Consider the following 18,816-nt stretch of genomic DNA (forward strand, 5'->3'; position numbering starts at 1 on the left):
CAGTCCCCCTCCACATAGCCAATCCCGTCCCTCGCCACAGGCGATCAAAGGCGTACCCCCAAACGCTACCGGAGGCCCCGTACCGGCCGACCCGCGACGCCGGGTTGCGCGCCCGATCGCACCCGGGTTCGGTCTTCGGCCGCGCCCGGAGAGCGCCCCGTCGGCCAGGTGGTCCGCCCGCGCCGCCGCCACGGCAGCACCGGCCGGAGCGCCGCCCCCGGGCGGACCGACCCGACCGTCGCCTCCGACGGGACGCGACCCGGTCCGGGGCCGGGCCGGGCTACGACCGAAGCCCCGGCCCGTGCGCCGTACCCCGCGCGTGCCAGACTTACCAGCATCCGATCGTGAGGAAGGACCGGAAAGTGGCTGGAAGCGAGCCGGTGACGTCACCCGACCAACGCAAGCCCGGCAACCGCAGGGCGGGCCAGATCGGCGCGATCATCTCCGCCGCGGCGCTGGTGCTGATGATGTTCAACAACAACGAGGTCAGCGGTACGGCGAAGATCTGGCTCGGTGCGATCGCCGCTGCGCTGGTGCTCGCCGTCGTCGGTGACGTGATCCTGCGCCGCAACGGCCTGCGCTCCTGACCCTCACCCACAGCGTTTCCGCCCCTCGACGCGGCGCCGGGCAGCATGCCCGGCGCGCTCGGGCGTCCCGGTGTTCGAGCCCGGCGGCCGGCCGGTAGGGACCAGTCGAGGATTTCGCCGGCAGGGCCGGGCCGAGGATTTGGCCGGGCAGGGCCAAGTTGGGGATCTCGCCGGCAGGGCCGGGGCGAGGACGTCGAGCCGGTCGAGATGGCGGCCGTCCGTCATCCGGCCCCGTGACGGGGCCGGATGAGCGTCGGCGGCGGACCGGTTCGGGTCACTGGCCGAGCAGCAGGTCCTTGACCTCCTTGAGCGCGGCGTCGACCTCGGCCTCGAAGTAGCCGCCGGGGACAAGTCCGAACCGGGTGGTGTCGAGGTCGGACGGATTGACCGGCATCGGGCCCCGCCCCGCCATGCTGCCGAGGATTCCCTCGAACAACCGGTCGACCTGGTCCGGGTCGTAGCCGCTGCCGAACCGGCGGACCTGGAACGAGCGCCGGATGTGGTCGATCCGGGCCATGTCGCTACCGGGCGGCCCCATCAACGGCGGACCGCCGAGCCCCGGGCCGCCGGGCGGTGGGCCCCCCATCGGCGGTCCACCCATCGGCGGTCCGCCGGCCGGGGCGGGCATCGGCGGCAGGGCGTCGCCCATACCGCGTCCGGAGCCGCGAGGGTCGCGGTCCGGCATCCGGATCTCGGCCGTCATGTCCGCCCGGCTGGGCCGGCCCGCGTCGAACCCGTCGAAGCGCTCGTTCGCCCCGAATCCTCCGGGCGGACCGCCCGGACCGCTGGGCGTACGCGGCGGAAGTGGTGCCCCCGGCCCGCGCTGCGGGTCGAACCCGCCCCGCTGCGGATCGAAGCCACCCCGCTGCGGCTCCATCCCACCCCGCTGCGGGTCGAAGCCACCGCGCTGAGGCTCGAAACCGCCCCGCTGCGGGTCGAACCCGCCGCGCTGAGGCTCGAAGCCACCCCGCTGCGGCTCCATCCCACCCCGCTGCGGGTCGAAGCCACCACGCTGGGGCTCGAAACCGCCCCGCTGCGGGTCGAAGCCACCCCGCTGCGGCTCCATCCCACCCCGCTGCGGATCGAAGCCGCCACGCTGGCCGCCGAAGCCGCCGCCGAAGGTGCCGGTGGGCTCGTCGTACTGGCCGTAGGGGTCGTTGGGCGGACCGGCCTGGGCCGGCATCGGCCGCCCGGGAAGCTGGCCGGGCGGAAGGCCCCGGTCGTCCCGCATCGGCGGCCCCATCCGGTCCGGCGGCCCCATCCGGTCGGGGGGTCCCATCCGGTCCGGTGGGCCGAGCCGATCCGGCGGGCCCATCCGGTCGGGCGGGCCCATCCGGTCCGGCGCACCCCGGTCGGACAGCCTCGGGTCCCCGCCCCGACCGCCGCCGCGTTCCTCCAGCTCGGCGATCTGCCGCTCCACCCGGTCGAGGTGCAGGTCCACCTGCCACTCGTCGTACCCGCCGAAGCGCACCCGGAAGACGACGTCGTGCACTTCCTGGGAGGCGACGGGCGCGCCCAGCGGCTCACCGGCGAGCGTGGCCTCGACACGATCCAGGAACGTGTCCACCTCATCGACCTTGTAGCCCCGCCGGAGCGCCTTGCGCCGGAAACGCTGACCCTGACTCGCCACTATGTCTCCTGGTTCGCTCGCTCGCTTCGCTCGCTCACGCCGCCGCCCCGTCACACGCGTCGGCGCCGCAAGCGGCACTACTAAGCCTGTTGACCCGGTCGCTCACCGCGTCACCGCCGCGGCGGCCAGTTGGCCGCACGCACCGTCGATTTCGCGCCCCCGGGTGTCCCGAACGGTCGTCGAGACACCGGCCGCGCGCAGCCGCCGGACGAACTCCCGCTCTACCGGCTTAGGGCTCGCGTCCCAGCGGCTCCCCGGAGTCGGGTTGAGCGGGATCAGGTTCACGTGGGTCAGTCGACCGGCCAGCAGCCGACCGAGGAGGTCGGCACGCCACGGCTGGTCGTTCACATCTCGAATCATCGCGTATTCAATGGACACGCGACGCCCCGTACGCTCCGCGTAGTGCCACGCGGCGTCCAGCACCTCGGCAACCTTCCACCGCTGGTTGACCGGAACCAGTTCGTCGCGCAGCTCATCATCGGGCGCATGCAGCGACAACGCAAGAGTCACCGAGAGTCCCTCGTCGGCCAGCCGGCGCATCGCAGGCACCAGGCCGACAGTGGAGACGGTGACGTGCCGCTGCGAGAGGCCGAGCCCCTCCGGGGCCGGAGCGGTCAGCCGCCGGACGGCGGAGACCACCCGCGCGTAGTTGGCCAGCGGCTCGCCCATGCCCATGAAGACCACGTGGGACAGCCGGGACGGGGAGCCGGCGATCGCGCCGGACGCGGCGACCCCGGCGAGGTACACGGCCTGGTCGACGATCTCGGCGGTGGAGAGGTTGCGGGTCAGCCCGGCCTGACCGGTGGCGCAGAACGGGCAGGCCATGCCGCAGCCGGCCTGGCTGGAGATGCAGACGGTGACCCGGTCCGGGTAACCCATCAGCACGCTCTCCACCAGTGACCCGTCGTGCAGCCGCCACAGCGCCTTGCGGGTCGCGCCGTCGTCGGTGGCGACCTCGCGTACCGGGGTGAGCAGGCTCGGCAGCAGCTCGGTCGCGATCCGGTCCCGGGCGGCGGCCGGCAGGTCGGTCATCCGCGCCGGATCCCTGACGAGCCGCCCGAAGTAGTGCGTGGAGACCTGTCGGGCCCGGAACGCGGGCTCACCCAGCTCGGCCACGGCCGCCTGCCGGGCGGGCAGGTCGAGGTCGGCGAGGTGTCGGGGCGGCATCGCCGCGCGACGCGACGGTGACCCGGTCGAATCGTCCGGCGTGATCTGGATCAAGGGCAGGCTCGTCATGGCCTGTCCAGTCTCCCACGTCGGCGCGACAGCGCACCTGGCCGGCGGCGCCGAGGCCCTGACCAGGCACGCGGCTCGCGGTTGTGTGGGCTCATCTCACCTCTCAGCCGGCCGGGGCGAAGATCGCCAGCAGTAGGTAGGCGGTCGGCACCGCGAAGAGGATCGAGTCGAGCCGGTCCATCAGCCCGCCGTGCCCCGGCAGCAGGTTGCTCATGTCCTTGACCTTGAGATCCCTCTTGATCATGGATTCGGCGAGGTCGCCGAGGACCGCCGCGATCGAGACCGCCACCCCGAAGAGGGCGCCCCACCACAACTCCACGTCGAGCAGGTACGCCAGCAGCAGCGAGCTGCCGACGGCGGCCGCCAGCACCGAGCCGGCAAAGCCCTCCCAGGACTTCTTCGGGCTCACCGAGGGCGCCATCGGGTGCTTGCCGAAGGCCACCCCGGCGGCGTACCCGCCGGTGTCGGAGAGGACCACCGCGGCCAGGGTGGCCAGCACCCGCAGGTCACCGTCGACCGGCTCGGCGGCGAGCAGCGCCGCGAAGCCGCCGAGGAACGGCACGTAGACCGCGATCAGGGTGGCGGCGGTCATGTCCCGCTGGTAGCCGGCCGGCCCGTCCCCGAGCCGCCACACCATCGTGGCCAGCACGGTCACCAACAATCCCAGGCTGAGCGCGTCCGGCCCGGCCCACCAGGCCAGCCCGACCATCAGGAGTCCGCCGGCGACCAGCGGCACGAGCGGCGGGCGCATCCCGGCGGGGCGTACCGCCCGGGTCATCTCCCAGATGCCGACGCTGACCGCGAGCGCCACCACGAGCAGGAATGCCGGGCGGAGGAGGAAGAGCGGCACGACGATCGCCGCGCCGAGCCCGAGCCCGACGCCGATCGCGGCCGGCAGGTTCCGGCCGGCCCGGGACTGCCCGGCAGGCTTGCCGGAGCGGGTCGCCCGGCGCCGGCCCCGGCCGGGCCGGGCCGACGACGCCGGATCGGCAGCCGGTTGCGGATCCGGGTCGACGAGCGGCCAGCCGACCGGGTTGGTCGGGGCGTCCGCCGCCGGCTCGGCGCCGGGGTGGTCGGTCCGATCGCGGTACACCGCCGCGTCCTCCTCGGGACCCGCCGGACCACCGGCCGGCTCGGGAGAACGCCACGGAGAACGCCACTGTGCCGTGGAATCCGGTACGTCCCCGGCGGGCTGGCCGTTGCGTTGCCCGGTCGCCCCGCCCGGCCCCCGGTCGACGCCGGAGAAGCCGTCGGCAGCCGTACCCGGGTAGCCGTTCGGTGCGCCCCGGTACGCGTCCGCCGGGGACGGGTACGCCTCCGGGGACGGGTACGCCTCCGGAGCGGCCGGATAGGAGTCCGAGGCGACCGGGTACGAGTCCGTCGGGGCCGAATAGGCGTCGGGCGCGGCACCGCCGTGCCGCGCCCGAGCCCAGGCGTCGTCGTCGCCGGCCGGCCGCTGTCGGCCCGAGGGCCCGTCCGGGTACCCCGGGCCACGGGACCACTCCGGGCCACGCGCTTGTTCCGGCCGCTGCCGGCCACGCGGCTCCGCGGTACCGCCGTAGGGGTCGACGTGGGACATCAGACCTCGAGCAACTCGGTTTCCTTGTGTTTCACCAACTCGTCGACGTGCGAGACGTACTTGTGGGTGAGGTCGTCGAGTTCCTTCTCGGCCCGCCGGCCGTCGTCCTCGCCCGCCTCGCCGTCCTTGACGATGCGGTCGAGTTCCTCCTTGCCACGGCGACGGATGTTCCGGATCGCCACCTTGGCTTCCTCGCCCTTGTGCCGGGCCACCTTGATCATGTCCCGGCGCCGCTCCTCGGTCATCTGCGGCAGCAGGATGCGTAGCTGGTTGCCCTCGTTGTTGGGGTTCACGCCGAGATCGGAGTCGCGGATCGCCTTCTCCATGGCGTGCAGCTGCGACGCGTCGTACGGCTTGATGATCGCCATCCGCGGCTCGGGCACCCCGACGGAGGCCATCTGGGTCAGCGGGGTCGGACTGCCGTAGTAGTCGATTATGATCTTGGAGAACATCGCCGGAGTGGCCCGCCCGGTACGGATGGCGCCAAACTCCTCCTTGGCGTGCTCGACCGCGCGCTCCATCTTCTCCTCGGCCTCGAGGAGGGTGTCGTCGATCACCTGCTCCTTCGCCTCCCTCTGCTGCTACTGCTCCCGAAATACTCCACCCGGCCCCCACCCGTCGGCCCGGGACCCTGCCCGACTCACGTCGTGATCAATGTGCCGATCGGCTCGCCGGCGACCGCCCGGATGATGGTGTCGTCGCCCTCGGCGCCGAACACCAGCATCGGCAGGCCATTCTCCTCACAGAGGCTGAACGCGGCGGCGTCGGCGACCCGGAGGCCGCGACGCAGCACCTCGGAAAAGGTGATCTTGTCGAGCTTGCTGGCGTCGGGGTCGGTACGCGGATCGGCGGTGTAGACGCCGTCCACCCCGTTCTTGCTCATCAGCACCACGTCGGCGCGGATCTCCAGGGCCCGCTGCGCGGCGACGGTGTCGGTGGAGAAGTACGGCATGCCGGCACCCGCGCCGAAGATCACCACACGGCCCTTCTCCAGGTGCCGGATGGCCCGCAGCGGGATGTAGGGCTCGGCGACCTGGGCCATCGTGATCGCACTCTGCACCCGGGTCTCGATCCCCTCCTTCTCCAGGAAGTCCTGGAGCGCGAGGCAGTTCATCACGGTGCCGAGCATCCCCATGTAGTCGGCCCGGGCCCGGTCCATGCCGCGCTTCTGCAACTCGGCGCCACGGAAGAAGTTCCCGCCGCCCACCACGACCGAGACCTGCACGCCCCGGCGTACCACGGTTGCGATCTGCCGGGCGATGGCCTGGACGACGTCCGGATCGACGCCGATCGCCCCACCGCCGAAGACCTCGCCGGAGAGCTTGAGCACCACCCGGCGGGCCCGCCCGGGCGGCGGTGCTGTCGGATCGTCCGCCGCCAGGGTCCGGTCACTCACAACCTGCGTCATCCGACCCGCCTTTCCCGCGCCGGTGCGCCGGCGCCCAGTTCAGCCAACCTGCCGCTGCTGACCCTACGTGACGAGGAGGCCGCGGTGTCCGTCACGTACACCTGCGGCCTCCCGTCCGTGTCGACTCCGCCGGGGCCCGGTTCGCGGCGATCCGGGCGATGGCGACGGCTCAGGCCTGGCCGACCTCGAACCGGACGAACCGGGTCACCTCGATGCCGGCCTCGGCCAGCACCTGCTTGACCGACTTCTTGTTGTCGGCGACCGAAGCCTGCTCGATCAGGACGTAGTCCTTGAAGAACGCGTTGACCCGACCCTCGATGATCTTCGGCAGGGCGGCCTCCGGCTTGCCCTCCTCGCGGGCGGTCTGCTCGGCGATGCGCCGCTCGGAGGCGACGGTCTCGGCCGGCACCTCGTCCCGGGTCAGGTACTTCGGACGCATCGCGGCGATCTGCATGGCGACAGCGCGCGCGTCGGCGTCGCCCGCCTCGTCGGCCTTGCCGGTGTACTCCACCAGCACGCCGACCTGCGGCGGCAGGTCCTGCGCCTTGCGGTGCAGGTAGACCGCGGCGGTACCGTCCACCGCGGCGAAGCGGTTGAGCACCAGCTTCTCGCCGATCTTGGCGGACTGCTCCTGTACGGCGTCGGCGACGGTCCGGCCGTCCGGCAGCGTGCTGCCGAGCAGCGCCTCCGCGTCGGCGACCCCGGCCTGCGCACCGTGCTCCACCAGGAGCTGTGCGAAGGCGATGAAGTCGCTGTTCTTGGCGACGAAGTCCGTCTCGCAGTTGAGTTCGAGCAGGGCCTTGCCGGAGTGCGCCACCAGACCGTTGGCGGCCGTCCGGCCAGCCCGCTTGCCGACGTCCTTGACGCCCTTGACGCGCAGGACCTCGACAGCCTTGTCGAAGTCGCCCTCGGCCTCGGTGAGGGCCTTCTTGCAGTCCATCATGCCGGCGCCGGTGAGGTCCCGGAGCTTCTTGACGTCCGCGGCGGTGAAGTTGGACATGACTCTCTCTTCGGTGTGTAACGCGGCTGATTCGTGGTCTTCTGCGGACTACCCCGTCGGGGTCCGCCGTGCCTCGTACCGGATCGGGCCCGCCGGCTGCGACGACCAGCCGGCGGTACCCGACACAGCGGTCACTCGGCGGCGACGCCCGCCGGCTCGCCGGCCTTCTGCTCCGCCTCGCCGGCCGCCTTCTTCTCGGTGTCCTCGATCAGCTCGCGCTCCCACTCGGCGAGCGGCTCGTCGGCGCCGACCACACCCGGCTCGGGCTTCTCGTCGGTGCCACGGCGCTTGCCGGAACGGGCGATCAGACCGTCACCGACGGCCGCCGCGATGACCTTGGTCAGCAGCTCGGCGGAGCGGATCGCGTCGTCGTTACCCGGGATCGGGAAGTCGACCTCGTCCGGGTCACAGTTGGTGTCGAGCACGGCGATCACCGGGATGCCCAGCTTGCGGGCCTCGTCGACGGCGATGTGCTCCTTCTTGGTGTCGACCACCCAGATCGCGGCCGGGACCTTCTGCATGTCCCGCAGGCCACCGAGGGTGCGGGTCAGCTTGTCCTTCTCGCGGGAGAGCTGGAGGGTCTCCTTCTTGGTGTAGCCCTGCGCGGTGCCCGACAGGTCGCCGAGGGCCTCCAGCTCCTTCATCCGCTGGAGCCGCTTGTAGACCGTCTGGAAGTTGGTCAGCATGCCACCCAGCCAGCGGTGGTTCACGAACGGCTGGCCGACCCGGGTCGCCTGCTCGGCGATCGCCTCCTGGGCCTGCTTCTTCGTACCCACGAAGAGGATGCTGCCGCCCTCGGCGACGGTCCCGCGCACGAACTCGTACGCCTTCTCGATGTAGTCGAGAGTCTGCCGCAGGTCGATGATGTAGATGCCGTTACGCTCGGTGAAGATGAAGCGCTTCATCTTCGGGTTCCAGCGCCGGGTCTGGTGCCCGAAGTGGACACCGCTCTCCAGCAGCTGACGCATGGTCACTACGGCCATGGTGGGGTGCTCCTCAGTTGTCCCTGGTTGTCACGCCGGGCCGGCGGCCTGGCGTCCTGGCGCCTGATCGCCGGCCATGACGGACCCGATGGGAATCGGGACCAGGGGGCCGTCGCTCCACGGACGGACCGTGGAGAGGGCACGCGAGGTCGACCGCGCGGGGCGGTCGCCAATCGCCAAGTGTACGCCCCGCCGCACCCAGCGGCACACAAACCCCCACCCACCACCGCCCACCGGCAGATCCGGTCAACCGGACCCGCCCGCAGCCGGGCGGTCGTCCGGTAACCGGTTGTTCTCGGCCGGCGTCCCGTCCGGTTCGGCCCGTCCCGTTGCGCACCGCCTGTCCCGCTGGCCGCCGGGTGTCCGGCGGCCGCGAGGTTTCGCACCGCCTGGCCCGCTGCCGCCGGGTGTCCGGCCGCCGCCGGGTGTCCGGCTGCCGCCGGTCGTGAAACGCGACGGCTTGCCGAGCCCGGCGGGTCGCCGAGCCTGACGGGTCGTTGGGCCCGACGGGTCGCCGAGCACGACGTTGCCGAGCACGACGTTGCCGAGCACCTGTCGGCACCCGGCGGAGTGCCGCCGGGGTGCCGTTGAGCAGGCGGTGTGCGTCAGCCGGCGGCGAGTGCCGCCGCGACGAAGAGCACGAGGCCGATGGTGAGGTAGCCGGTCGGCGGGCGCAGCCAGGCCCGGGCCGGGTCGGCCAGGGCGGCGGCGCTGGTCGCGAGGCCGTACAGGCCGGCGGCGAAGATCGGCAACCCCAACACCAGGAAGGTCCCGGAGAGCACCGCCGACGGCAGGACCGGGTCGCCGAGCGCGCCGTCGAGAAGCAGGCGTACCGCCGGCACCTCGAAGACCACCGCGAGCAGCGCCAGGACCACGGCCAGCGCCGGCCGGCGGGTCCGGTACACGCCGTCGCCGGCCGGCAGGCCGAGTCCCCCGGGCAGCCCCGCCGGACCCGAGCCCGGCTGTCCGGGCGGCGCGGCGGTGGTCGGCCGCAGCGCCGCCGTCCGATCGATCGACTCGCCGTGCTGCCCCGACGGATCAACACCCACCGGTACGCCACCCGTGCCGGCGCGCGGATCGACCTGTGGCACCAGGTTGGTCGGCTGGTCCAGCGCGCCACCCCGGTCGGTGCCGTGTCCCGGCTGCCCGACCTCAGCACCACGCCCCGACTGGACGGCCTCAGCGCCACGCCCCGACTGGACGGCCTCACCGGCGCGTCCCGGCTGGGCGGCGCCGCCAGCACGTCCCGGCTCGCCGCCAGGTGCCGGCGGGCCGGCCTCGCCCGGATGCCCGGCCTCCGCGATCCGCGCCGGCTGGACGATCGGGTACCCGGACAGCGGCGACCGCCCCGGGTCGACGGACATGGACGGGTGCCCGGAGTCGGTGACCGTGCCAACCGGCTGTCCAGGTTCGGCCGCCGCGACGCTGTGCCGGCCCGCACCCCAGCCCTCGTCCGACCCGAGCGGGCCGGCATCATGCCGCCCGCCCAGCCGACCCTCCGCCACGGCCGACGCGGCACCGTGCCACCCGCCGACCCGAGCCTCGTCCGGGGCCGCATCGTGCCCGGTCGGCGCGGCACCGTGCCACCCGCCGGCCCGAGCCTCGTCCGAGCCGTTCGGGCCGGCCGCGACGGCATCGTGCCCCGTCCCGACGGGAAGGTGACTCGGGCCCTCGGTGGACTGGACCGGACCGGTGGCGTCGGCGGCGCCGGTCGCTGTGACGCCGCGCTGCGTGGTCGGGTCCGTCGCCCACCCGCTCGACGGATACCCGGCTCCGGCGCCGGTCGGAGCGGCGCCGAAGCTCGGCAACGGGACCTCCAGGGAGGGCGGGGCCGGATCGGCAGGACCCGCCGGTACGAAGCCGGGGAATCCGCCGCCCGGCGGGTTCCCGCCGTGCGGGTCCGGCGCGTACGGGGCCGGTCCGGCGGAACGCTCCGGTACGCCGAACCGGGGCGGATCGGCGTACCGCCCGGTGCCGGCGTCGACAGGCTGGCCGTACGGACGGTCAGGTGCCGGGCCGCCGAGCGGGGCCGGTGCCGCCGGCTGCTCCGTACCGGGGTAGCGGTCTTCGCCGACGCCGTGCCAGCGCTGGTCGGGGTAGCCACGGTCGTCGGGCCGCCAGCCGGACCGCTGCTCTTCCGGGAAGTTGCGTTGCTGCTCCACGGCCACGCACCGTATGTGACCTGCCCGGGTACCCGCCAGTCGAGCGCACCGCCGCCGCTCGGCGGGTTGCCCGGCAGCGGACCATCCGGAGGCGTTGGGCTGGATTTCGACGCGAGCGACCTCGTCGTCGCCGTCGTGGCCCGGACCGCCGCGTTGTGCCCCGACCAGCGCCACCTCCCGCTCGGCGTCCACCTCCGGGCGCGGGCGCCAAAGTGGCTCGCATAGCAGCCGAAGGGCTTGATCGTCCGGCCGTCCACAGCGCCCCCGGATATCCACAACCGCGTCCTTCGCGGGTTGTCCCGGGCGTCGGCCGGGGGCAGGGTCCGGCCATGACAGCGGCGAGACAGGCGGTCGGGGCGTACGGGGAGCGGTGTGCCGTACGGCACCTGGTCGAGGCGGGACTGCGAGTCGTGGTCCGGAACTGGCGATGTGCCCACGGCGAGATCGACATCATCGCGTGGGAGGGGAACGTCCTCGCCTTCTGCGAGGTCAAGACCCGGCGGAGTGACGCGTTCGGCACCCCGGCCGAGGCGGTGGTCGGCCGCAAGGCGGGCCGGTTGCGCCGGTTGGCCGCCGAATGGCTGCGGACCAGCGGGGTGCATCCGGAGCAGATCCGGTTCGACGTCGTCGAGGTGTACCCGGCGCGTAGCGGGCCGGCCCGCGTCGAGCACCTGCGAGCGGCATTCTGAGTACGCCCTGATCTTGTTGCCACAGATTGGCAGGAAGACCAGACTCCTTGCATGCCCTCGTCCGAGTCCCGCGCGCACCCCGCTACCGCCTCGTCGATCCGACGCTCCCTGTTCCTGCACGCACCGATCCACCGGATGCCCCGGGCGGTCCTGCACGAGATGCTCGACCAGCTCGACGACGACACCCCGCCGGGCGGACCCGATGCCCCGGTCGCCCGAATGGAGCGGCGGATCGCCGACCTGTTCGGTACGGAGTCGGCGCTCTTCTTCCCGACCGGCACGATGGCACAGCAGGTGGCGTTGCGGATCCATGCCGAACGTCGCGGCCGGCACGCGTTCGCCGCACATCCGCAGAGCCACCTGGACGTCTGGGAGCAGCGGGGCTACCACGTCGTGCACGGGCTGCGGTTCCACCCCGTCGGGGACCGCCACGCGCTGATGACCGACGCCGCGCTGGCGGCGATCGGGGAACCGCTGGCCGCAGTGGTCTGGGAGCTGCCGCAGCGGGACATCGGCGGGCAGCTTCCCGAGTGGGACGAGCTGCGCGAGCAGGTCGCGGCCGTCCGCGCCCGAGGTGCGGCGGCACACCTGGACGGCGCCCGGATCTGGGAGGCGCAGACCTACTACCGCCGCCCGTTCGCGGAGATCGCCGGGCTGTTCGACACCGTCTACACCTCGCTCTACAAGGCCCTGCTCGGCATCCGGGGTGCCGTCCTCGCCGCCGACGCCGCGACCATCGCCGAGGCGACGGTGTGGCGGAGCCGGCTGGGCGGAGCGATCCACGATGCCTGGCCGTTGGCGCTGGCCGGCCTCGCCGGCCTGGACAGGCTGCTGCCGCAGATGCCGGCGTTCCGGGAGCACGCGATCGCGATCGCCACCGCGATCAACAGCGACGGTGTGGCGCTGGCCTGGCCGGATCCGCCGCAGACGCCGATTTTCCACGTCCACCTGCCGGCGTCGAGACAGGACGTCGAACGGGCCGGCGAGGAGATGATCGCCGAACATGGCGTACAGCTGTTTCCACGGGTGCGCTCCGCTGCGGACCCGACGAGATGCAGCTTCGAGGTCACGGTGGGCGAGCAGGCCATGGCGTTCTCCCCGGACGAGGTGGTCGCGCTCCTGCACGAACTGCTCGACCGGGCGGGCGGGCGCCAGCCGTAACCGGGACGGACCAAGCCGCGCAGCACCTGGATCGCCTCGAGCCGCGGTGTGCTGGCCTCGACCGCCGTCTCGGTGGCGACACGCTGCTTGCCCAGCCGCAGCGGGTCCAGGCTCCGGTAACCGGGGAGCTGAACCCGGGCACAGGTCCCGGTCGGAGCAGTCGACTCCGTCGTCAGCTGGAGCGGGCGGTCGCGGCACATAGCACGGTCATCCCTTGATCGTCCGGCTGTCCACAGGGCCCCCGGTTGTCCACAGCCGAGGGTCTCGGGCCATTCCGTCGAAGGCGTCCGGGGCACGGTCGAGACCATGCCGATGCCGCGAGACAGCTTTGCCGGGCCCCGCCGATGAGTTACGCCAAGGTGCTCTGCGTCGGACTGGTCGGGGTCACCGGGCACGTCGTCGAGGTCGAGGCCGACCTGGCCACCGGGCTGCCCACCGTCGTACTGTCCGGGCTTCCCGACACCGCCCTCAACGAGGCCCGGGATCGGGTACGTGCCGCGATCGTCAACTCCGGTCAGCGCTGGCCGAACCGCCGGATCACCGTCAACCTGTTGCCGGCGACGCTGCCGAAGCACGGCTCCGCGTTCGACCTCGCCATCGCGGCGGCGTTACTCGGCGGCTCGGGCGAGATGCCGCTCGCCCCGCTGGACCGGGTCGCCGTCCTCGGCGAGTTGGGTCTCGACGGTACGGTCCGGCCGGTCCGGGGCGTACTGCCGATGGTCGTGGCGGCGGTCCGGGCCGGCATCACCCGGGTGGTCGTACCACTCGACAACGCCGCCGAGGCGTCGGTCGTACCCGGGGTCCGGGTCCGGGCGGTCGACACCCTGCACCGGCTGGTGGCCTTCATCCGGGACGGTACGCCGCTGCTCGATCCGCCGTCCCCACCGGCGACGTCGCCCCGCCCCGGGCCCGACCTCGCCGATGTCGCCGGGCAGGGGCTCGGACGGCGCGCCCTGGAGGTGGCCGCCGCCGGCGGTCACCACCTGGCTCTGTTCGGGCCCCCGGGGGCCGGCAAGACGATGCTGGCCGAGCGCCTCCCCTCGATCCTGCCCGAACTGGACGACGAGGGCGCTCTGGAAGTGACCGCGTTGCACTCGATAGCCGGTCTGCTGCCTCCGGACGGGCAACTGCTGCGCCGACCGCCGTTCCAGGCCCCGCACCATACGGCGACCATCGCCTCGCTGGTCGGAGGCGGATCGGGGCTGGCCCGGCCCGGCGCGGTCTCGTTGGCGCATCGAGGGGTGCTCTTTCTCGACGAGGCTCCCGAATTCGTCCGGGGTGCGCTGGAGGCACTGCGTCAACCGTTGGAGAGCGGCCGGATCGTGCTGGCCCGGTCCCGTGGCGGCACCGAATATCCCGCCCGGGTGCAACTGGTGGTGGCGGCGAATCCGTGCCCGTGCGCGAAACCCTCCGGGGATATCTCGTGTGAGTGCACGCCGCTGGCACGCCGCCGCTATCTCGGTCGGCTCTCCGGGCCCCTGCTGGACCGGCTGGACGTGCAGGTGCGGGTGAGTCCGCTGCGGGCGGCGGAACTGATGGCCGCCGAGCAGACCGTCGAGTCGTCCGCCGTCGTCGCCGAACGGGTCGGCAAGGCCCGAGCCGCCGCCGCTGCCCGGTGGGCTGCCGGCGGTTGGCGGGTCAACGCCGAGGTGCCGGGTCCGCAGCTGCGCCATCCCCGGTGGCGGTTGCCGGCGAACGACACCCACGCGCTGCGCCGGCTGCTCGACAGCGGCGTCCTGTCCGCCCGTGGCTTCGACCGGGTGATCCGGCTGGCTTGGAGCATCGCCGACCTCGACGGTCGACAGCGCCCCGACGCCGGAGACGTGGACGAAGCGACCCAACTCCGCACCGGGAGCCTCGCATGACCAGACCCGTACGCCCCGCTCCGGCCGTCCCGAGCCGTGACGCCGCACCACCGGCCACCCCGAGACGACCATCACGCCCCAGTTCGACGGCGGAGGATTCCAGCCAGCACGACACCGGCCGCACCACGCCGTCGGCCGATCCGATTCCGGGGCTGGAAGAGCCGGTGACGATGGACGAGGAGAGGTTGGCACGCATCGCGTTGACCTGGCTCTTCGAGCCCGGCACCCGAGCGGTGGTCCGCCTGGTACGGGAGTTCGGGGCGGCCGGGGCGCTGCGCCACCTGCTCGCCGGCAAGGTCTCGGACCACCGGCTACGGGCAACGGTCGAGTCCCGACTGGCCGCCGGGGACCCGTGGCAGGTCGCCCTCGACGCCGCCGAGCAGACCGAACGGCTCGGTGCACGGGTGGTGATTCCCACCGACCCCGAGTGGCCGACCCGGCTACGGAGCCTGGACCAGTTGACCCTGTCCGGTACCGACCGCAGGGTCGACCAGGAGACGGCACCGCCGCTCTGCTTCTGGGTGCGCGGTGCCTGGCCACTCGGCGAGGCGTTGCAACGATCGGTGGCCGTGGTCGGGTCCCGGGCCGCCACCCCGTACGGGCTGCACGTCGCCACCGAGATCGCTTTCGGACTGGCGGAGCGGGACTGGACCGTCGTCTCCGGCGGTGCGTTCGGCATCGACGCGGCGGCGCACCGGGGCGCCCTGAATGCCGGTGGCCTGACCGTGGCGGTACTCGCCTGCGGTGTCGATCGGCCCTATCCGGTGGGAAACACCGCCCTCTTCGACCGAATCGCCGACGTCGGCCTGCTGGTCAGCGAGTGGCCACCCGGGGCGGAGCCGCTGCGGCCCCGCTTCCTGATCCGCAACCGGGTGATCGCCGCCGCTACCGCCGGCACCCTGGTGGTCGAGGCGGCGGCCCGCAGCGGTGCGACGCAGACGCTGCGGCGGGCGATCGCGATGAAGCGGCCCTCGATGGTGGTGCCCGGACCGGTCACCTCCGCCATGTCGGTCGGGGCGCACGAACTGCTCCGCGAATATCCCGAGGCCCGACTCGTCACCGGCGTACCACACGTGCTCGAGGAGGTGGGGCGGATCGGGGCCGACCTCGCACCGCCGGTTCGTGGTCCCGAGAGGCCACAGGACGGGCTCGACGACGACTCCGCGCTGATCCTGGAGTCGGTTCCGCGACGCCGCCCGGCCGGCCCGGACGTCCTCGCCGCGCGGACCGGGCTCGACCTGCGTACCGCCCTGCGCAAGCTCTCCCTGCTGGAACAGCTCGGCCTGGTGCTCCGCCGCGATGACGGGTTCCTCCTCGCTCCGGCGGCGACCCGATCCGGCCGCGCAGCGTCTGCTCGGCCCGCCCGCTGACCATCGCCGCGAGCGTGCCCGAGGTGAGCCGTCGACCTCGACCACAACGCCGGTGCCGGATAGGGCTGCGAGGAGCCGCCAACATCGGCCTGAGCGCCGGTGACGGGTAGGGCTGCGAGGAGCCGCCAACATCGTCCCGAGCGCTGGTGACGGGTAGAGCTGCGGCGAGTTGGCTTGACGTGGTCGAGGTTCGGGGCCCACCGTCGCAGGTGATGAGCGAGCCCAGTCGCAGCACCCGCGCCCGGCACGAGGCCCTGACACCGGCCTTCCGGGAGAGCGTCGACGACTTCGCGCAGCACCTCGCCTCGGTCGAGAACCGGTCGACGCACACCGTCCGGGCGTACGTCGCGGACGTGGTGTCGCTGCTCGACCATGCCGGCCGGATGGGTTGCACCGAGCCGGGAGAGCTGGACATCACCGTGTTGCGGAGCTGGCTGGCGAAACTGCGTACCCTGGGGGCCGCCCGCGCTTCGCTGGCCCGCCGCGCCGCGTCCGCCCGTACCTTCACCGGCTGGGCGCACCGGGCCGGGCTGGTGAACACCGACATCGGTGCGCAACTCGCCAGTCCTCGGGCGCACCGGGAACTGCCGGCCGTGCTCCGGCCCGACCAGGCCAGCGAACTGGTCGACGCCCCCGGCGAGGTCGGATCCCCGGAATCGTCACGGGACCGGGTGGTGCTCGAACTCCTCTACGCCACCGGCATCCGGGTCGGCGAGCTGTGCGGCCTGGACCTCGGTGACGTCGACCAGGCCCGGCGGGTGCTCCGGGTCCTCGGCAAGGGAGCCAAGGAACGCACCGTGCCCTACGGGCTGCCGGCGCAGCGGGCACTCGACGACTGGCTCCGGATCGGCCGGCCACACCTGGCCGGGCCGGAGAGCGGTACGGCGCTGCTGCTCGGGGTACGCGGCGGGCGGCTCCAGCCCACAGTGGTACGCCGGATCGTCGCCGACTACGCCCGGGCCACGGGGCTGCCCCGGATCAGCCCGCACGGGCTGCGGCACTCGGCGGCCACCCATCTGCTGGAGGGCGGCGCCGACCTGCGTACGGTGCAGGAGCTTCTCGGGCATGCCACGCTGTCGAGCACACAGATCTACACCCATGTCTCGGTGGAACGGCTGCGAGCGGCGTACCGCCAGGCACACCCTCGGGCCGACTCGCCGAGCTGACGTCCAGCGGCTGGCGCAGGGACCAGCGGCCAACGGCCAACGGCCAGCGGTCGCGGCCAACGGCCGGATCACACGTTCCCGGCGGTACCCGATCGACGCCGGGCTACGATCACCGAATGAGCACCGCGGGGCCGCAGCCGCCCGTGCCGATCCCCGGCGCCCGACTGCTGTTCTCGCTGGACCCCGGCGTCGCCCACCTCAACCACGGCTCGTACGGGGCGGTGCCGATCGGCGTGCAGCGCGCCCAGCAGCGGCTGCGCGACGAGACCGAGGCCAACCCGATGCGGTTCTTCAACCGGGGACTCGTCGACCGGATCACGCACGCCCGTCGACACCTGGCCGGCTTCCTCGGTGCCGATCCGGACGGGACGGCCCTGGTCGGCAACGTCACTCTCGGCGCCGCCGTCGTGCTCCAGTCGCTGCGGCTCGAACCCGGCGACGAGGTGGTCGACACCGACCACGGGTACGGCTCGTTCGGCCTCTCCATCCAGCGGGAGGCACGCCGGACCGGTGCCGTCCGGCGCACCCTGACCGTTCCGCTGACCGCCACGGACGAGGAGATCGTCGAGATCGTGCGGGCCGGGATCCGACCCGGTCGTACCAAGCTGCTCATCGTCGACCAGCTCACCTCCGCCACCGCCCGGTTGTTCCCAGCGGCGGCGATCGCGGCGGTCGCCCGGGAACGCGATGTCCCGGTACTGGTCGACGGTGCACACGCGCCCGGAATGCTGTCGACTCCGGTGCAGAGCATCGGTGCCGACTTCTGGATCGGCAACCTGCACAAGTGGGGGTACGCCCCTCGGGGTACCGCCGCGCTGGTGGTCGCGCCCCGCTGGCGCAACCGGATCGAGCCGTTGGCCGTCTCCTGGGAGCAGGAGACCGGCTTTCCCACCCGGGTCGAATGGCAGGCGACGCTCGACTACACCCCCTGGCTCGCCGCACCGGTGGGCGTGTTCACGCTTCGTACGCTCGGGCTGGAGCGGGTCCGGGCGCACAACGCGGAACTGGCCGCGTACGGGCAGCGGGTGGTCGGGGCGGCTCTCGGGGTCGCGCCGGCCGATCTGGTCGACCCCGGCGGGCCGACGGTGTCCATGCGGATCCTTCCGCTGCCGCCCGGCGTCGCGACCACCTTTCCCGACGCGGTCGCGCTGCGGCAGCGGATCAGCGACGAGCTGGGCGCCGAGGTGAACGTCAACCCGTGGCGCGACCGGGGCTGGCTGCGGTTGTCCGGTCAGATCTACAACCGGGCGGAGGAGTACGACCGGCTCGCCGAGCGCCTGCCGGGCCTGCTCGGCACGCTCACCTGACCGCCGGTCCGGACGCTGTCATCGACCGGCGGCACCGGCCGGAAAGGGGGCCGCCACCGGTAGCAGGCGGACCCGGCCGAGGCCGAGCAGCAGCAGGGGATCGAGGTATTCGTCGCCGCGGCGCAGGCCCCAGTGCAGGCAGACCGATCCGGCGGACAGGCAGCCCCGGTGGCCCGGCAGGAGCACGCCGAGCGGGTCTCCGGCCCGCACCGCGTCCCCGGCCGCCAGCCCGGACCGCACCGGCTCGTAGGTCGTGCGAAGTCCGTTGGCGTGGGCGACGCTGACCAGCGGGCGGCCGGCCACCATTCCGGCGAAGAACACGACCCCCGGCCCGGCGGCCCGCACGGTGGCGCCGGGCGGGGCGGCCAGATCGACGCCCCGATGTCCGGCCGCCCACGGTCGCGGCGGCGGGTCGAACCGGCGCACGACCGGCGGCACCCCGTCGAGCGGCCACCGGAACCTTCCCGGCACCGGCACCGGTACCGACACAGACGCCGACACCACGGCAGACACCGACACCGACACCGGCGCTGACACTGGCGCTGCCGCCGCAGGCGCTACCGCCGCAGGCGCTACCGCCGCAGACGCAGCCGCCGCCGCAGACGCGGACCAGCGGGACAGACCGGCGGTCCGAACCTGCGACCTCGCCCAAACCAGGCTCGGGCCTGTCGAC

At 73.1% G+C, this 18,816-nt stretch carries 16 protein-coding genes and 1 pseudogene; 7 read left to right on the forward strand and 10 right to left on the reverse strand.

Annotation, left to right across the window (positions count from 1 at the left end):
• Positions 1–362 precede the first annotated feature (362 nt).
• Positions 363–587: a hypothetical protein gene (locus C6361_RS16230; protein ID WP_107258480.1), complete on the forward strand. Its 225-nt coding sequence runs from the start codon at positions 363–365 to the stop codon at positions 585–587.
• Positions 588–861: 274 nt separating this feature from the next.
• Here the strand turns inward: C6361_RS16230 and C6361_RS16235 are convergent, their stop codons facing one another.
• From C6361_RS16235 to C6361_RS16270, 8 genes are all read right to left on the reverse strand, one after another.
• On the reverse strand, positions 862–2,217 hold the full coding sequence (locus C6361_RS16235; protein WP_107268235.1) for a DivIVA domain-containing protein: 1,356 nt from the start codon (positions 2,215–2,217) through the stop codon (positions 862–864).
• A gap of 102 nt (positions 2,218–2,319) precedes the next feature.
• Positions 2,320–3,453, reverse strand: a complete 1,134-nt coding sequence (gene rlmN, locus C6361_RS16240; protein ID WP_107258478.1) for a 23S rRNA (adenine(2503)-C(2))-methyltransferase RlmN — start codon at positions 3,451–3,453, stop codon at positions 2,320–2,322.
• A 103-nt stretch (positions 3,454–3,556) separates the two neighbouring features.
• Complete coding sequence (locus C6361_RS16245) at positions 3,557–5,032, reverse strand: phosphatidate cytidylyltransferase (protein WP_107268236.1); 1,476 nt, start codon at positions 5,030–5,032, stop codon at positions 3,557–3,559.
• A complete protein-coding gene (frr, locus tag C6361_RS16250; RefSeq protein WP_107258476.1) occupies positions 5,032–5,589 on the reverse strand; it encodes a ribosome recycling factor in 558 nt (185 codons plus the stop codon). Before frr ends, C6361_RS16245 begins: the two co-directional genes overlap by 1 nt.
• 83 nt (positions 5,590–5,672) lie before the next feature.
• Complete coding sequence (gene pyrH / locus C6361_RS16255) at positions 5,673–6,440, reverse strand: UMP kinase (protein WP_107258475.1); 768 nt, start codon at positions 6,438–6,440, stop codon at positions 5,673–5,675.
• Between the two features lie 169 nt (positions 6,441–6,609).
• On the reverse strand, positions 6,610–7,440 hold the full coding sequence (tsf, locus tag C6361_RS16260) for a translation elongation factor Ts (RefSeq protein ID WP_101370320.1): 831 nt from the start codon (positions 7,438–7,440) through the stop codon (positions 6,610–6,612).
• A gap of 131 nt (positions 7,441–7,571) precedes the next feature.
• Positions 7,572–8,423: a 30S ribosomal protein S2 gene (gene rpsB / locus C6361_RS16265; protein WP_107258473.1), complete on the reverse strand. Its 852-nt coding sequence runs from the start codon at positions 8,421–8,423 to the stop codon at positions 7,572–7,574.
• Positions 8,424–9,028: 605 nt separating this feature from the next.
• Positions 9,029–10,585 (reverse strand): hypothetical protein, encoded by a 1,557-nt coding sequence (locus tag C6361_RS16270; RefSeq protein WP_159079348.1) that lies wholly within the window; start codon positions 10,583–10,585, stop codon positions 9,029–9,031.
• Positions 10,586–10,914: 329 nt separating this feature from the next.
• On the opposite strand from C6361_RS16270, the gene C6361_RS16275 reads away from it, so the two are divergent.
• Positions 10,915–11,274 carry a YraN family protein gene (locus C6361_RS16275; RefSeq protein WP_107268238.1) on the forward strand — a complete coding sequence of 120 codons (360 nt, stop codon included), beginning with the start codon at positions 10,915–10,917 and terminating at the stop codon, positions 11,272–11,274.
• Positions 11,275–11,325: 51 nt separating this feature from the next.
• The gene (locus tag C6361_RS16280; RefSeq protein WP_107268239.1) at positions 11,326–12,435 is read left to right on the forward strand and encodes a low specificity L-threonine aldolase; all 1,110 of its coding nucleotides are present in this window, start codon (positions 11,326–11,328) and stop codon (positions 12,433–12,435) included.
• Here the strand turns inward: C6361_RS16280 and C6361_RS39215 are convergent.
• Positions 12,357–12,545, reverse strand: a pseudogene (locus C6361_RS39215) (hypothetical protein); the annotation flags it as partial. The gene C6361_RS16280 and the pseudogene C6361_RS39215 sit on opposite strands and share 79 nt — an antisense overlap.
• Before the next feature lie 234 nt (positions 12,546–12,779).
• On the opposite strand from C6361_RS39215, the gene C6361_RS16285 reads away from it, so the two are divergent.
• The 4 genes from C6361_RS16285 to C6361_RS16300 all read left to right on the forward strand — a co-directional run bounded on the left by C6361_RS16285 (position 12,780) and on the right by C6361_RS16300 (position 18,143).
• Complete coding sequence (locus tag C6361_RS16285) at positions 12,780–14,300, forward strand: YifB family Mg chelatase-like AAA ATPase (RefSeq protein WP_107268240.1); 1,521 nt, start codon at positions 12,780–12,782, stop codon at positions 14,298–14,300.
• A gap of 170 nt (positions 14,301–14,470) precedes the next feature.
• Entirely contained in the window at positions 14,471–15,670 is a 1,200-nt protein-coding gene (locus C6361_RS16290; protein ID WP_107270988.1) for a DNA-processing protein DprA, read from the forward strand.
• Between the two features lie 212 nt (positions 15,671–15,882).
• Complete coding sequence (locus C6361_RS16295) at positions 15,883–16,836, forward strand: tyrosine recombinase XerC (RefSeq protein ID WP_107268241.1); 954 nt, start codon at positions 15,883–15,885, stop codon at positions 16,834–16,836.
• A 116-nt stretch (positions 16,837–16,952) separates the two neighbouring features.
• On the forward strand, positions 16,953–18,143 hold the full coding sequence (locus C6361_RS16300) for an aminotransferase class V-fold PLP-dependent enzyme (RefSeq protein ID WP_107268242.1): 1,191 nt from the start codon (positions 16,953–16,955) through the stop codon (positions 18,141–18,143).
• Positions 18,144–18,161: 18 nt separating this feature from the next.
• Here C6361_RS16300 and C6361_RS16305 read toward each other — a convergent pair whose 3' ends face one another.
• Positions 18,162–18,764 carry a murein hydrolase activator EnvC gene (locus C6361_RS16305; protein WP_234359618.1) on the reverse strand — a complete coding sequence of 201 codons (603 nt, stop codon included), beginning with the start codon at positions 18,762–18,764 and terminating at the stop codon, positions 18,162–18,164.
• Positions 18,765–18,816 lie beyond the last annotated feature (52 nt).

Origin of the sequence: Plantactinospora sp. BC1, from assembly GCF_003030345.1 — a bacterium.
GTDB lineage: Bacteria > Actinomycetota > Actinomycetes > Mycobacteriales > Micromonosporaceae > Plantactinospora.